This is a genomic window from Streptomyces sp. NPDC005533 (genome assembly GCF_042871845.1).
In the GTDB taxonomy this organism is placed as follows: Bacteria; Actinomycetota; Actinomycetes; order Streptomycetales; family Streptomycetaceae; genus Streptomyces.
Genome location: NZ_JBIAJH010000006.1, coordinates 17916 through 32695, shown reverse-complemented (window position 1 = coordinate 32695; position 14780 = coordinate 17916). Strand labels below are relative to the sequence as shown.

General features: G+C 72.1%; 13 protein-coding genes. 4 read left to right on the top strand and 9 right to left on the bottom strand.

What is annotated here, in order from left to right:
- Window positions 1-44: 44 nt before the first annotated feature.
- The 4 genes from ACFYP3_RS07835 to ACFYP3_RS07820 all read right to left on the bottom strand — a co-directional run bounded on the left by ACFYP3_RS07835 (window position 45) and on the right by ACFYP3_RS07820 (window position 5780).
- Window positions 45-1793: a purine-cytosine permease family protein gene (locus ACFYP3_RS07835; RefSeq protein WP_388828452.1), complete on the bottom strand. Its 1749-nt coding sequence runs from the start codon at window positions 1791-1793 to the stop codon at window positions 45-47.
- 184 nt (window positions 1794-1977) lie between these two features.
- On the bottom strand, window positions 1978-2730 hold the full coding sequence (locus tag ACFYP3_RS07830; protein WP_388828449.1) for a GntR family transcriptional regulator: 753 nt from the start codon (window positions 2728-2730) through the stop codon (window positions 1978-1980).
- Window positions 2731-2867: 137 nt separating this feature from the next.
- The gene (locus ACFYP3_RS07825) at window positions 2868-4043 is read right to left on the bottom strand and encodes a septum formation family protein (RefSeq protein ID WP_388828446.1); all 1176 of its coding nucleotides are present in this window, start codon (window positions 4041-4043) and stop codon (window positions 2868-2870) included.
- Between the two features lie 165 nt (window positions 4044-4208).
- Window positions 4209-5780: a S8 family peptidase gene (locus ACFYP3_RS07820; RefSeq protein ID WP_388828443.1), complete on the bottom strand. Its 1572-nt coding sequence runs from the start codon at window positions 5778-5780 to the stop codon at window positions 4209-4211.
- Between the two features lie 198 nt (window positions 5781-5978).
- Here ACFYP3_RS07820 and ACFYP3_RS07815 point away from each other — a divergent pair, with 198 nt between their 5' ends.
- From ACFYP3_RS07815 to ACFYP3_RS07805, 3 genes are all read left to right on the top strand, one after another.
- Window positions 5979-7091 carry a pyridoxal-phosphate dependent enzyme gene (locus ACFYP3_RS07815; protein ID WP_388828440.1) on the top strand — a complete coding sequence of 371 codons (1113 nt, stop codon included), beginning with the start codon at window positions 5979-5981 and terminating at the stop codon, window positions 7089-7091.
- Window positions 7092-7197: 106 nt separating this feature from the next.
- The gene (locus ACFYP3_RS07810) at window positions 7198-8019 is read left to right on the top strand and encodes an isocitrate lyase/phosphoenolpyruvate mutase family protein (protein ID WP_388828437.1); all 822 of its coding nucleotides are present in this window, start codon (window positions 7198-7200) and stop codon (window positions 8017-8019) included.
- A 44-nt stretch (window positions 8020-8063) separates the two neighbouring features.
- Window positions 8064-9002, top strand: a complete 939-nt coding sequence (locus ACFYP3_RS07805) for an EamA family transporter (RefSeq protein ID WP_388828434.1) — start codon at window positions 8064-8066, stop codon at window positions 9000-9002.
- Between the two features lie 58 nt (window positions 9003-9060).
- Here the strand turns inward: ACFYP3_RS07805 and ACFYP3_RS07800 are convergent, their stop codons facing one another.
- The 4 genes from ACFYP3_RS07800 to ACFYP3_RS07785 form a co-directional block, all read right to left on the bottom strand.
- Complete coding sequence (locus ACFYP3_RS07800) at window positions 9061-9852, bottom strand: trypsin-like serine peptidase (RefSeq protein WP_388828431.1); 792 nt, start codon at window positions 9850-9852, stop codon at window positions 9061-9063.
- Window positions 9849-10931, bottom strand: coding sequence for an alpha/beta hydrolase (locus tag ACFYP3_RS07795; RefSeq protein WP_388828429.1), 1083 nt, complete (start codon window positions 10929-10931; stop codon window positions 9849-9851). The genes ACFYP3_RS07800 and ACFYP3_RS07795 overlap by 4 nt, the downstream gene beginning before the upstream one ends.
- A gap of 264 nt (window positions 10932-11195) precedes the next feature.
- The gene (locus tag ACFYP3_RS07790) at window positions 11196-12371 is read right to left on the bottom strand and encodes an alpha/beta hydrolase (RefSeq protein WP_388828427.1); all 1176 of its coding nucleotides are present in this window, start codon (window positions 12369-12371) and stop codon (window positions 11196-11198) included.
- A 136-nt stretch (window positions 12372-12507) separates the two neighbouring features.
- The gene (locus ACFYP3_RS07785; RefSeq protein ID WP_388828425.1) at window positions 12508-12945 is read right to left on the bottom strand and encodes a MarR family winged helix-turn-helix transcriptional regulator; all 438 of its coding nucleotides are present in this window, start codon (window positions 12943-12945) and stop codon (window positions 12508-12510) included.
- 80 nt (window positions 12946-13025) lie between these two features.
- On the opposite strand from ACFYP3_RS07785, the gene ACFYP3_RS07780 reads away from it, so the two are divergent.
- The gene (locus tag ACFYP3_RS07780) at window positions 13026-14033 is read left to right on the top strand and encodes an SMP-30/gluconolactonase/LRE family protein (protein WP_388828422.1); all 1008 of its coding nucleotides are present in this window, start codon (window positions 13026-13028) and stop codon (window positions 14031-14033) included.
- A gap of 47 nt (window positions 14034-14080) precedes the next feature.
- On the opposite strand, the gene ACFYP3_RS07775 is transcribed toward ACFYP3_RS07780, so the two are convergent.
- Complete coding sequence (locus ACFYP3_RS07775) at window positions 14081-14686, bottom strand: hypothetical protein (RefSeq protein WP_388828419.1); 606 nt, start codon at window positions 14684-14686, stop codon at window positions 14081-14083.
- Window positions 14687-14780 lie beyond the last annotated feature (94 nt).

Here is a 14780-nt window from a genome sequence, read left to right as displayed (position 1 = left end):
CCCGCGCTACCGCCCGACCTTCCGGGCGCGTTTCGGTTTTTTCACTATGTGTAACCGCCCGGGGGTCGCCAGCCGCCCTGGGTTAGGTGGGGGCGGGGCGCGCGGGTCCCGCGGGCGCCCACCGACGGCATCGGCAGGATCACCGCGCCGCCCCGTGTCTCCTTGCGGCAGACGTCCCCGCAGGTCGCGTCCAGGGAGCAGCACAGGGAACAGATCGGGCCCGATCGGACGGGGCAGTCGGCGATGTCGGGCAGTTCGTAGGCGGCCTCGCAGACCGCGCACGCGTGGGTGGCGGTGATGTCCGCGGCGGCGGCGCCCGGGCCCGTCACCGTGTTGGGCCGGGCCAGGTAGTACTTCCCCCTGGTCACCCAGGCGATCAGCGGGCACAGCAGGAGGGCGAGTCCGGCGGCGATGAAGGTGGAGAAGGCCTCGGCGTAGGGGCCGAACAGCCCGAAGAAGGCGAGGATCGAGACGGTCGAGGCGATCACCATCGAGCCGAATCCCGCCGGATTCACGGCGTAGAGGTAGGCGCGCTTGAACTCGATGTAGGGCGGGCTGAGTCCGAGACGCTTGTTGATCACGAGGTCGGCGGCGACCGCGGCGATCCAGGCGATGCCGACGTTGGAGTAGAAGCCCAGCAGCTTGCCGAGCATCGCGAACATGTCGAGCTCCATCAGCGTCAGCGCGATGCCGAGGTTGAGGAAGATGTACCAGACCCGGCCGGGGTGGCGGTGGGTGACGCGGGAGAAGAAGTTCGACCAGGACAGCGATCCGCTGTACGCGTTGGTGACGTTGATCTTGATCTGGGAGACGATCACGAAGAGCGCGGCGGCGGGCAGTGCGAAGCCGCCGAGCCACGGGCGGAGGGCCTCGATCTGCGGGGCGATCGGCTCCAGCGCGTGGGTCTTGCCCACCGCCTCCAGGGCGACGAAGGCGAGGAAGGCGCCGCCGAGCTGCTTGGCCGCGCCGATGATCACCCAGCCGGGGCCGGCGGCGAGGACGGCGAGGTTCCACCTCCGGCTGTTGGCGGGGGTCTTGGCGGGCATGAACCGCAGGTAGTCGGCCTGCTCCCCGATCTGCGCGATCAGCGAGAGCGCGATGCCGGTCCCGAACCCGAAGCCGATCCACGAGAACCCGGACCCGGCGCCCTCGGTCCCGCCGAAGTCGGCGAAGGCGCCCCACGTGTCGGGGGCGTGGAAGGCGAGGACCACGAAGGGCAGCACCAGTCCGATCAGCCAGACCGGCTGGGTCCAGGCCTGCACCTTGGCGAGCGCGCCCATGCCGCGGAAGACGATGGGGATCACGATGAGGGTCGTGACCAGGTAGCCGATCTCGACGGGCAGTCCGAAGGCCTGGTGCATGGCCTGGGCCATGATCGAGCCTTCGAGCGCGAAGAAGATGAAGGTGAAGGAGGCGTAGATGAGGGAGGTCAGGGTGGAGCCGAAGTACCCGAAGCCCGCGCCGCGCGTCACCAGGTCCATGTCCAGGCCGTACGTGGCGCACGCGCGCGCGATCGGGATGCCGGTCAGGAAGATGACGACGGCGGCGGCCAGGATCGCGGCGGCCCCGCTGGTGAATCCGTAGGCGAAGACGATGGAGACGCCGATGGCGAAGTCGGCGAGGTAGGCGATGCCGCCGAGGGCGGTGCCGGCGACGGTGCCGGGGCCCCAGCGGCGGAAGGAGTGGGGCGCGTATCTGAGCGAGTAGTCCTCGCGGCTCTCGTCGGCGGCGAGTTTTGCGTAGGTACGGGTCGGCTGCGCCGCCGTGCCGGGGGTGGTGGCGGTATCGGTCATAGAGCCGGACGGTAGGGCCGGCGTGTGACACCCCGTCACTCTCCGGCGTTGCCCGGGGGTTACACCCCTGGCCCCCTGGTCACGACGGCGTTACACCCCCCGGGCCCCGCTGTCCCCTTACCGGTGCGGCCCGCGCGCGGGGGCCGGGCCCGACCCCCGCAGGCCCGGCGGGCCCCGCAGGCGGCTATCGCACCGGCAGGTGGTACGAGAGGCGGTAGCGGTCCGCGGGGACCACCACGTCGGCCGTTTCCACCGCGCGCCCGGAGGCGAAGTACGTGCGGCTGATCACCAGCACCACGTGGCCGGGCACACCGCCCAGTTGTACGAGTTCCTCCGCCAGGCCCGGGCGTGCGCCGACCTCCTCCACCACGTTGTCCACGACGACGTCGATCGCGGCCATCCGGTCCACCACCCCGGAGCCGCCCAGCGGCCCCTCCTCCGGCAGCATCACCGGGGTCCGGCCGGTCACGGCGAGCGGCTCCCAGGAGGTCGACAGCATCATCGCCTCCCCCGCGTCGCGGAAGACGTACCGCGTCCGCATCACGCGCTCGCCCGGTTCGATGCCGAGCCGCTGCGCGATCTCGGCGGGTGCTCCCGCCTGTTCGCTGCTCGACTCCCACGTGCCGCGCGCACCGGCGTCCGCCTGTTCCTGCCGGAACGGCGTCGACGTGCCGCCCGTGCGGTAGCCGGAGCGGGCCACCCGCCGCGGGACCGGCTGTTCCCGTACGTACGTGCCGGAGCCGGACCGGCCCTCGACCAGCCCCTCCGCCATGAGGACCTTGCGCGCCTCCAGGGCAACGGTGTCGGAGACCCCGTACTCCTCGCGGATGCGGGCCTGAGAGGGGAGCCGGGCGTGCGGGGGCAGAGAACCGTCGACGATCTTCCGTCGAAGATCCCCGGCCACGCGCAGATAGGCCGGCTGCTCACCGAAAGTCACTGGCCACTCCCATCAGGTTGACAGACAGCTACACCCTGGCAACCGACGGTTGAAGACCGCAAGCAAGGGCCAGAGTTTCACCCGAAGTGATGAAGCCTGGTCACTCAAACCCGTTACCGCGCGTTACGCGGACGACGTCACACCGACTCGGTCGGGGGCACCCGACCGGGCCCGCCGTCCGGGTCCGCCGGGCCGCCCTGGCTGTCCTCCAGCCACTGCGGGATCGCCATCGAAAGCCCGTACGCGCCGCGCAGCGTCTGCTCCGTCTCCATGGACATCGAGGCGGCCGCCCGGTCCCACTGCCTGCCGAACTCCCCCGCCGTCCTCGCCTGCGAGGCGCGCAGCCACTGCGCGCGGGCCGCCTCGATCTCCTTGAGCTGCGCCGGAACCGCCTTCTCCAGCCCCGGCCGGTCCGCGTGGCCGCGGAGCACCTTCGCCTCCTCGCCCAGCGCCTCGTGGATCCGGCGCGCCCACGCCTGGTGCTCGCCCAGCGCCTCGTCGACCTCCTCCTCGGGGGGCCGGCTCAGGGCGAACTCGACGGCGTTGGCGGCCCGCAGGAAGGCCACCTGCTCGGGCTTCAGCTTTCCGGAGTCCTGGCGCAGGCTCCCCCGCCCCTCCGGCTCGGTCGTGCCGATCACGCAGAGCAGCGTCCGGTCCCCCTGGTGCCAGGACTGGCGGGAGGGCGCGTAGTAGAACATCTCCGCGTGGTCGGGCAGGGCCCACGTGTCCATGGCGTACTCGTCCTGGGCCTGCCAGCACGCGTCCTCGGAGGCGCGGGCGGCCGCGGCGGAGCCGGGAGCGTCCGTCCCGTCGAGCCGCTTCTTCGCGGTCACCTCGCCGTGGTGCTTCTCCGCGCAGTCGATCCGGTACATCAGGGGCTGCTCGTCGAGCAGTTCACCGTCCTGGACGTTGAAGCAGTCGCCCGCCCGCAGCGCGTCGGCGTCCGTGAGCTCGCCCTCGACCTCGGTGTAGTCGCCCAGCCCCTCGAAGCGTTCCCCGACCGCCGTGGCGACCCGGTCGGCGGCGAAGACCAGCACACCGGTCATCACCACGGACAGCGCCAGGCCCGTGATCGCCAGGACCTTCCCGCGCTCCCGCCGCTTCGGGATCTGCACGAGGGCCGCGATCCCGAAGGCGATGCCGAGCGGCGCGAAGCACAGCAGCCCGGACAGGAAGGAGGCGAGCGCGAAACCGTTGAGCGGGGGCGGCTGCTGCGGCTGCCCGTATCCGGGCGGTGGACCCCAGGCGGGCCGCGGGGACGGCGGGGGCCAGGAGTGGCCCGGTCCGGGAGGAGGACTCGGCGGGGTGCTCACGGGGTCGGACTCCATCGCAGGGGGCGTCACGCGCGAACGATGCGCACGAACGAATGCGCGAATAGTACGCAGCGGGGGCGACCGGCATGCCGGTCGCCCCCGCTGTTGGTCACGGCGCGGTCAGCGCCCGCCGCCCCTGCTGCTCGGATTCCGCTCGGATTCCGCTCAGAACTGGAGCGCCCAGGAGTCGATCTTCCCGGTGTCGCCCGACGCGTTGTCGTTCACGCGCAGCTTCCACACGCCGTTCGCCGTCTCCGCCGAGGCGTTCACGGTGAAGGTCCTGACGATGTTGTCGGCGCCGGCGTTGGCGCGGTTGTGCAGGGTGTAGACCGTGCCGTCGGGCGCGACCAGGTCCACCTTGAGGTCACCGATGTACGTGTGCTTGATGTCCACCGGGACCTTCAGCGTCGCCGGGGCGTTGCCGGTGACGCCGCTGACCGTGATCGGGGACTCGACGGTGGCGTGGTCGTTGATCGCGAAGTCGGCGGTGTTCTCGAAGCGCTTGCCCGGCGGGACGGGGCCCTGGGCGCCGACGTACAGCAGGCGGTTCGGGGAGCCGGTGCCCGGTCCGCCCACCACGTCCGGGGTGGCCGAGTTGACCAGGGCCGTGGCCACCTGGGCCGGGGTGCTCGCCGGGTTCTGCGAGAGGTAGACGGCGGCCGCGCCCGTGACGTGCGGGGTGGCCATCGACGTGCCGTTGATGGTGTTGGTGGCGGTGTCGCCCGTACCCCACGCGGAGGTGATGGAGGAGCCGGGCGCGAAGACGTCCAGGACGGAGCCGTAGTTGGAGTAGCTCGCCTTGGCGTCGGCGCTGGTGGTCGCGCCGACGGTGATGGCCTCGGTGACGCGCGCCGGGGACTTGGTGGAGGCGTTGCTCGACTCGTTGCCCGCGGCCACGGCGTAGGTGATGCCGGAGGCTATGGAGTTGCGGACGGCCGCGTCGAGCGCGGAGTCCGCGCCGCCGCCGAGGGACATGTTGGCCACGGCCGGCTTGACGGCGTGCTGGGTCACCCAGTCGATGCCCGCGACGACCTGGGCCGTCGTACCGGAGCCGCTGTTGTCGAGCACGCGCACGCCGACGATCTTGGCCTTCTTGGCCACGCCGTACGTGCTGCCCGCGACGGTGCCGGCGACGTGCGTGCCGTGGCCGTTGCCGTCCTGGGCGGTGTTGTCGTTGTCGATGGCGTCGTAGCCGTAGGAGGCGCGGCCGCCGAAGTCCTGGTGCGTGATGCGGACGCCGGTGTCGATGACGTACGCGGTGACGCCCTCGCCCGCCTGGTCCGGGTAGGTGTAGCTCTGGTTGAGCGGGAGCGCGCGCTGGTCGACGCGGTCCAGACCCCAGGACGGCGGGTTGGGCTGGGTGGTGCTGACCGTGAAGGTACGGTTCTGCACGACCGACTTGACCGCCGGGTCACCGGCGAGCTTCTTGGCCTGTGCCTCGGAGACCTCGACGGAGTACCCGTTGAGGGCCGCGCTGTACGTCTTGTCGATCTTCGCCCCGTAGCGCTTCGCGACGGCCTTGCCGCTCTCGGCGGTCGAGCGGGCGGCGGTGTCGTTCAGGGTCACGATGTAGCTGCCGGGGACGGATCCGGGCGCTCCGGCGTTCTGGATCACGCCCCGCACGCCGATGTCGGCGGCCGAGGCCGGCAGCGCGGCGGCCGAGCCGAGCGCGAGGGCCACGACGGCGGTCGCGCTGATGCCGGCTGTCTTCCGGATCCTGTGACGCATCACGGGCATGTGACGGGTCCTCCTCATAGGTGGTGCACTGCGGGGGGTGGAGCGGTGCCGCGCAAGCGTGGCCATGACAACGCAGATGGCCCAACGGGCTGCCGCCTTCGAAAGGTTGACCCAGCCCCGGCGCGACCCACAAGAGGAGAACGGATGCGTAACATCCGTGCCATACAGCGGCCATGATCGAGCGAAGGCGATCCGCACATGACGCACGCAACCCCCGGTTACGTCTGCTCCGAGGACGGTACACGCGCGGACGTCCGGACTGCGCCTTGGGGGTGCCCCGTCTGTGGCGGTCCGTGGGACCTCGATTTCACGCCGGATCCGGCCGCGCCGCTGGAGCCCGCCGCCGGGCCGAATTCGCTGTGGCGGTACGGATCCGCCCTGCCGCTGCCGGGTGCGTTCTCGCTGTCGCTGGCGGAGGGTCACACTCCGCTGGTTCCGCTGGCAGAGCGGGTTCACGCCAAGCTCGACTTCCTGATGCCGACGCTCTCCTTCAAGGACCGGGGCGCCGTGGTGCTCGTGGAACTGGCCCGGCGGCTGGCTCCGGAACGCGTCGTGGCGGACAGCAGCGGCAACGCCGGGACCTCGATCGCGGCGTACTGCGCCCGGGCCGGGCTCGATTGTGAAATCTACGTGCCCGAGGGCACATCCGAGAAGAAAACGGAACAGATGCGGGCGCACGGGGCAGCCGTGCGCGTGATCCCCGGCGGGCGCGAGGCCGCCGCGCAGGCCGCGCGCACGGCGGCGGACGCGCCCGGGGTCTTCTACGCGAGCCACGTCTTCAACCCGTACTTCCTGCACGGGACCAAGACGTACGTGTACGAGGTGTGGGAGGAACTGGGCGGGCGGCTGCCGGAGGTGCTGGTCGTGCCGGTGGGCAACGGGACCCTGCTCCTGGGGGCGGCGCTGGCCGTGGCGGAACTGGCCAGGCGCGGGGTGCGGCCGCCGGCGCTGATCGCGGTGCAGGCGGCGGCGGTGGCCCCGCTGGCCACGGCCTTCGCGGCCGGCGCCGAGGACGCGGATCCGGTTCCGCAGCTGCCGACCCTGGCCGAGGGGATCGCGATCCCCGCCCCGCCGCGCGCCCGGCAGATCCTGGCCGCGGTCCGCGCGTCCGGCGGCACCTTCCTGACGGTCCCGGACGACCGCCTCCGCGAGGCCCAGCGGGACCTGGCCCGGCGCGGGCTCTTCGTCGAGCCGACGGCGGCGGCGTGCTGGGCCGCGGTGGGCCCGGGCGCCCCCTCCGATCCCTTGCAGGGCCGCACCGCGGTGATCCCCCTCTGCGGCGCCGGCGCGAAGACGGGTCTGGCCCCGTAGGCGGAGAAGGGCCCCCGCCGCGGGTGAGGCAAGTCCGGTGGAGGGGGGCGGCCTTGATGTCGGAATACCGCGAGTCCGGGCGCGCCCGGTCTGGTGAAGTGGGTCCATGACCACGATTCCTGAGCTCACCGCCAAGGCCACCGCGTTCGCGGACCTGCACACCCCCGCGAAGCCCCTCGCCCTCGCCAACGCCTGGGACGTCGCCAGTGCCCGCATCGTCGAGGCCACGGGCGCCCCCGCCGTCGCCACCACCAGCGCCGGTGTCGCCTGGGCCCTCGGCTCGCCCGACGGCGACGCGCTCGCCCGCGACCGGGCCCTCGACCTCGTCGCCCGCGTGGTCTGCGCCGTCTCCGTCCCCGTCACCGCCGACATCGAGGGCGGCTTCGGCGCCGACGCCGCCGCCGTGGGCGAGACCGTCGCCGGGGTGCTCGCCGCCGGCGCGGTCGGCATCAACATCGAGGACGGCCCCCACCGCTCCCCCGCGGAGATGGCCGAGCGCCTGGCCGCCGCCCGGGCCGCGGCCGACGCCGCCGGGGTCCCGCTCTACATCAACGCCCGCGTCGACACGTACCTCAGGGGCCTCGGCGACCCGGCCACCCGCCTCGACGAGACCCTGGCCCGCGCCGCCGCCTACCTGCGCGCCGGGGCCACCGGCATCTTCGTGCCCGGCGTCCTCGACCCCGCCACCGTCGCCGAGCTCGCCCAGGGCATCGACGCCCCGCTCAACATTCTCCTCGGCCCCGACGCCCCGACCGTCGCCGCGCTCGGCGCCCTCGGCGTGTCCCGCGTCAGCCTCGGCTCCTGGGTCGCCGAAGCCGCGTACGCCGTGGTCCGCCGCGCCGCCGAGGAGCTGCTCTCCGACGGGACGTACGGAGCCCTCGCACCCTCCCTCCCGTACGGCGACCTGAACGCCCTGTTCAAGGGCTGAGACCTCCGGAAGCCTGCGTGGGGCAACGACCATAGGATCCCGTCATGGGCACATCGACTCCGGTGGACGGCAAGCCGGCCACGGCCGCGGCACACGGCAGGACGAGCGGCGCGGTCTGGATCGCCCTCACCCTCGTCTACGTCGTCTGGGGCTCGACCTACCTCGGCATCCGGATCGTCGTCGAGACCATGCCGCCCTTCCTCTCCGCCGGGGCCCGGTTCATCACGGCCGGCGTGCTGCTGGCCGGCGCCGTCGCCTGGCGGTACGGACCGGGCGCGCTCAAGGTCACCCGTGCGCAGCTCGGCTCGGCGGTCGTGGTCGGCCTGCTGCTGGTCCTCGGCGGCAACGGCCTGGTCGTGCTCGCCGAGACCTCCGTGCCCTCGGGCCTGGCCGCCCTGCTGATCGCGGCGGTGCCGATGTGGCTGGTGGTGCTGCGGGCGAGCACGGGTGACCGGCCTCCGCTGCGCACGCTGGGCGGGGTCCTCGTCGGCCTGGCGGGGCTCGCGGTGCTGACCAGTCCGGGCCTCAGCGGGACGGTACGGCTGTCGGGGGTGCTGCTGGTGCTGGCGGCGTCCGTCCTGTGGTCGCTGGGCTCGTTCTCGGCGTCGAAGCTGACGCTGCCGGACAACCCCTTCACCGGCAGCGCCTACCAGATGCTGGCCGGCGGGGCGGGCGGGGTGGTCGTCGGCCTGGTGCGCGGCGAGCAGCACGGTCTGGACCCGGCGGCCTTCTCCACCGCCTCCTGGCTGGGCCTGGGCTACCTGGTGCTCTTCGGCTCGCTCGTCGGTTTCACCTCGTACGTGTGGCTGCTCCGGGCCGCGCCGCTGTCGCTGGTGGCCACGTACGCGTACGTCAATCCGGTCGTGGCCGTCGCGCTCGGCGCGCTGATCCTCGGCGAGGCTCTGACCTGGCCGATCGTGGTCGGGGGTGCGATCGTCGTGGCGGCGGTGGGCGTGATCGTCAGCACGGAGCGCCGGAAGTAGCGGGCACGGGCACGAACACGGACTGCGGCCGCGACAGGGGCAGCAGCAGCGGCAGCGCTCAGCCCCGTGCCGCCTGCTCGTACAGGGCCTTCGCGTGCTCGTCGAACAGCGCGGCCGTGGAGTCCACGTCCGTGTCCCCGCCGCTCAGCACCCCGATCAGCCGGCCGGCGCGGTCCGCCCCGCCCCGGTCGGCGATCCAGGGGCTGCCGCTGGTCCCCGTCCAGAACCCGGCGCAGCTCATGTAGAGCATGTCGGGATCGTCGTCGTCGTGGCGGGTCTGCGTCGTGCAGGAGACGGGCTTGTTCTGCGGGTTGTGCTCGGATTCCGGATAGCCGACGACGGTCACGTCCCGTTCGTACCCGGAGGTCCATTCGGGCTTCGGGGCCTCGGCGCGGCCCCCGACGGCGTCCTGGACGCTGCGCCCGTCGCCGTCCGGCGCGATGGTGAGGAAGGCGAAGTCGGCGGTCTCCTCGCCCCACTTCGTCCACCGTTCGTCCACGTGGATCGAGCGGACCTTCCACACCCCGAGGGGCTGGGTGCCGGCGCCCTCGCCGGAGAAGGCGGGCGCGAAGGAGAGCTCGCCGATGGCGAGGCCGTCGTGGGCCACCTCGCCGGGCCGGCCGTCCTCGCCGGCGGGGGCGACGCAGTGGGCGGCGGTGGCGACGACGTTGCCCTTCGGGCTGTCGACGACGCTCGCCGTGCACCAGTGCTCGCCGCCCGCCATGAGGACGCCGACGGCGGGGAAGGGCAGCACGGGCCGCTCCCCGGGCGCCTTCAGGAACGCGACGGCGCACACCGCCGCGATTCCCGCGGCGGCGGCCGCGGAGGCGCCCCTCACCACCGTGCTCATCCCACGGCGGGCTCGGGTGTCGGTCCCTTCATCACCTTGCTGATCCACTCCAGAGCGCCCTCCCTCATACCGCGCACGTACGACTTCCCGTTGTGCTCACCATCCTGGATCACCTGGAGCTGGGTGTGCACGGGGCCCCTCCCGTAGTCGCTCATGAACTTCTCGGCCTTCTCGCGGCCGCTCTCCGCGGTGCCGATCTGGAAGTTGATGTAGACGTCCGGACCGCCCGCCTTGATCAGCTTCTCGGCGAGCTTCTCCGGGTTGTTCTCGTCCATGGCCTGCGTGTTCCCCTTCCACAAGGGGGAATCGGGAACGATGTCGACCCCGCTCGCGATGGCGGCCTTGAACCGGTCGGGGTACTTCAGGACGTGCTTGAAGGCGCCGAACCCGCCCGCGGAGGAGCCCATGAAGGCCCAGCCGTCGCGGGAGGTGAAGGTCCGGAAATTGGCCTTCGTGAAATCGGGGACGTCTTCGACCATCCAGGTGCCCATCTTGGGCTCTCCGGGGATGTCCGAGGCGTCGAAGTGGTGCTTGGTGTCGGCGTTGTGCACCGGCATGACGAGGATGAAGGGCAGGCTGGTACCGGCCCTGACCCCGTCGCTCACGGCCTTCTGCAGGCCGAGGCCGGGACCGGTTCCCCAGTAGTTCGTGGGGTAGCCGCGGCCGCCGGGCAGGGAGATCAGGACCGGGAAGCCGCTCTTGGCGTACCTCGGGTCGTCGTACTCCTTGGGCACCCACACCCACACGTCGCCCGTGAAGCCGGACTTCTTGCCGGTGAGGGTGGTCCGGCCGATCTGCGTGCCGTCGGGCAGCCGGTAGGTGCGGACGAAGTGGGCCGCCGGCCCGGTGGGCATGCGCACCTCCGGGGGAATGTCGGAGGCGGCGGCGGCCGTCGCCTGGACCTTCCCGAAGGAGACCGGATCCCCTATGTCGGAGAAGAGGCCGAGCTTGTACGCGGCGGCGCCCCCGGCGAGGGTGAGCGCGAGTCCGCCGCTGATCAGAATCAGGCGCAGGCGGTGGGGGCGACGGCTGCTGCCCTTGGTCGTGGGGCTGCCGTCGCCTTGCTGGTCATGCTGCACGGTTGTTGTCCCGTTCCTTCTCCGGCGCTCACCTCGGAGCGCGGGTCGGACCGATCGGTCCCCCTTACACCCTTTACAGAGGTATGAACGACAGGATGGGTTGCCTGGGACGGGCGGGACGTGGTGAGCACCACGTGGCGACCGAACGGCGACCGAACGGCAGCCGAACGGCGGTCGAACGAGGCGGTCGAACGGCGGCCGATCGGCGGTCGCGGAGGGGTCGGGGCGGGATCGGGGCGGGATCGGGGCGGGGTCGAGGCGGGGTCAGCCGGCTTCGGGCTTCGGGCCCTTCAGCACCTTGCTGACCCACTCCAGGGAGCCTTCCTTCATGCCCCGGACGTAGTGCCAGCCGTTGTGCTCGCCGTTCTGGATGTCGCGGATGGTGATCTTGACGGGTCCCTTGCCGTACTGCTGCTGGAACTTCGTCATCCGCTCCTTCCCGCTCTCCTTCGTGCCGATCTGGAAGTTGATGTAGACCTCGGGGCCGTTGGCGTCGATCAGGTTCTTCGCGAGCTTCTCGGGGTTGTTCGCGTCCATCTCCGCCTGGTGGCCCTTCCAGAGCGGGGAATCGGGAACGATCTCGCCGCCGCTGGCGATCACCGCCTTGAACCGGTCCGGGTACTGCAGGACCGTCTTCATGCCGACGAAGGCGCCGGAGGAGGAGCCCATGAAGGCCCAGCCGTCGCGGGACTTGTAGGTACGGAAGTTGGCCTTGGCGAAGTCCGGGACGTCCTCGGCCATCCACGTGCCCATCCTGGCCTGGCCGGGGATGTCGGAGCCGTCGTAGTAGTACTTGGCGTCCGGGTTGAGCACCGGCATGATCACGACGAAGGGCAGGCTGGTGCCGGCCTGGACGCCCTCGCTGATGGCCTTCTGGAGGCCGAGGCTGCGGTCGGACCAGTAGTTGGCGGGGAAGCCGTTGCCGCCGGGGAGCGCGATGAGGACCGGGAAGCCGCTCTTGGCGTACTTGGGGTCGTCGTACTCCTTGGGCGCCCACACCCATACGTCGCCCTCGAAGCCGGACTTCGCGCCCGCGAGGCGGGTCTTGGCGATGATCGTGCCGTCGTCGAGCCTGGTCGTCTGCTTGAAGTCGGACTTCGGGCCGGTCGGCATGAGCACGTCCGGGTCGCCGGACGGCTTGGCCGGAGTGGTGGGAGTGGCCGGGGCGCCCGGCTCCTCGGACCGCTCCGCGGCCCGGGGCGGGTTCTTGCCGAAGCTCACGGCCTCGCCGTTGCCGGAGAACCAGTCGAGCTTCCAGGCGGCGAAACCGCCGCCGCCGAGCAGGAGCGCGAGGGCGAGCACCGCGCTGATCCCTATTCGGCGCCGGGAGCGCTTGGGCTGCACGTGCGGCGGCTGCGGTTCCTGCGGCGGTTGCGGCGGCAGCGGTTGCTGCTGCTCCTGATGCTCCTGGTAGCCCTGTTGTTGCGGGTACTGGTGCACGAACTTCGCTCCGAACGGTCTTGCCTGCCCCCGAGGGCAGAACGGCTGGGCATCCCTTTACTGCTGATGCACGGAACCCCCCGCAGAGTTCCGAATCCGAGCAGAATCAGGGCAGGATCTCGGCGGAACCGGGGGCTCAGCGCTGGGCGTCGAGCACTTCCGCGCACCGCCCGAGCAGCTCGATGAGCAACTCCCGCTCGTCCGCGCTGAACGCGGCCGCGAGCGCCCGCTCCACCCGTACCGCGCCGGTGTCCGCCAGCTCCATCACCGCACGCCCCTCGTCGGTGAGCCGGGTTTCCAGCACGTTGCGGTGCCATTCGTGCGGGGTCCGCTCGATGAGGCCGCGGTCCTGGAGGTTCTTCAGGACGGTGTTCATGGTCGGCGGCGTCACCCCGCACAGCCGGGCGAGCGCGGCGGCGGAGATGCCGGGCTTCTCGGCCAGCCAGAGCAGTGCGGCGTACTGCGGAACCGTTACTGCGGCCGGCTTGCACGCAACGTTCTTCGCCGCGAGAAGTGCCTGCTCGGCGCGCTTGATGTGCGCACCGATGCGCTCCTCGGGGGGCATGGAGGTCATTCCCGCATCCTACGACCCTTGCATGCATTAGAGCTCTAACTTATCTTCGGCCTCACACATCGAGAAGAGGACGCCTGCCCATGCGCACGCTGCGGAAGAAGCTCCTGCCCACCCCGGTCCTGACCCTCACCACCGCTCTCACCACGGCCCTGGCCGCGGCCCTCACCGTCGGCGCGGCGCCCGCGCAGGCGACCGACGGCCGGATATCCACGGCCTTCGTCCTGCCCGGCGCGAAGGTCTACCCCGAGGGCATCGCCACGGACCCGCGCACCCACTCGGTCTACGTCGGCTCGTACGCGGACGGCACCGTCTACCGGGCCCGCCCCGGCAGGCCCGAGGCGGAGGTGTTCCTGCCCTCCGGCACCGACGGGCGGCACACGGCGAACGGCTTGCGCGTCGACGCCCGCGGCCGCCTCTGGGTGACGGACTCCACGGCGGGGGTGTCGGTCTACGACACCGCCACCGGGGCGCGCCTCGCCCACTTCGAGGTGGCCGCGGGGGCTCCCGCCCGCTTCGTCAACGACCTGACCCTCACCCCGGACGGCACCGCGTACCTGACCGACAGCGTGCGCGGGATGGTCTACCGCGTGAGCCCGGACCAGCTGGCCGCCGGCAGCGGCGTCCTGACCGAGGCCTACGACCTCACCCCGGTGCTGCGCCCCCGGCCGGCGGGCGGTTTCAGCCTCAACGGCATCGTCTCCGACCGGGCGGGCCGCTACCTCCTCACCGTCGACATGGTCGAGGGCGAGCTCTTCCGCATCGACCTGGGCAGCGGCGCCGTCAGCCGGGTCACCCTCACCGGCGGCGACCTGAAGGCCGCCGACGGCCTGGACCTCTCCCCCGACGGCACCCTGCGCGTCGCGCACAACACCACGAACACCCTGAGCCGCTGGCAGCTCTCCGCGCACGGCACCCGCGCCCGGCTGACCCGCACGATCACGGACGCGTCGCTGCAGATCCCCACCACCCTCGCCCACACGCCGGGCCGCACCCTGGTGGTCCGCTCGCAGTTCGACAAGGGCGGCCCCATGTCCCCCGGGGAAGGCACCCCGACCACGTTCACGATCGCCTCGGTCCGCGGCCTCTGAGCACGGCGGCGGCCGGCCCGTCCCTCCCGCCTGGTCGCCGCCTCCACTCACCCCAACTCGGCGACTTCCCCTTCGCCTCCGGCTCCGGCTTCGGGCTTGTGGCGGCCGCGCCGCGTGGCGCGCGCGTCGGCGACGGCGTACGGCAGTCCGGGCAGCAGCAGGAGCGGCGGCGCCCAGAGCGGCAGCGTGAACAGCACCCCGTCGCCGGTCAGCCGCGAGGCGAGCACCGCCGCCGGCAGCCCGACGGCGAGACCGACCAGCCAGCTCTTGCCCAGGCCGATGCCGCCCCGCCGCACCTCCCAGGCGACGGTGGCCGTGCCGGTGGCCAGCCAGAACGCGAGGAAACCAGCGGTCACGTCCACCGCGGTGGTCCACCGGAGCAGGTACGCCCCCAGCAGCAGCCAGCCGGCCACGAAGCAGGCCATGGCCACCGTGCGCGGCGCCCGCCGGGAGAGCGGGGCGCGCGCCCGCGCCCAGGACGCGGCGAAGGCCCGTACGTCCCGGCCGACGACGTCCTGCGCGGTGCGGCCGGCGGCCTGCGCGTCGTCGAGGTGCGCGGAGAGCTCGTCGAGCATCTCGCGCAGGGCGGCCTCACCGACCCCCCGGTACTCCCAGTTGCTGCGGCAGGCCGCGAGTATCTGCGCGTTCGTCATGGTGTGCTGTCCCCCGTGGACTCCGTGCCGGTCAGGATCCGGCCCACCGCCCCGGCGAAGGCCTGCCAGTCGGCCCGACCCCCGCTCAGCTCGG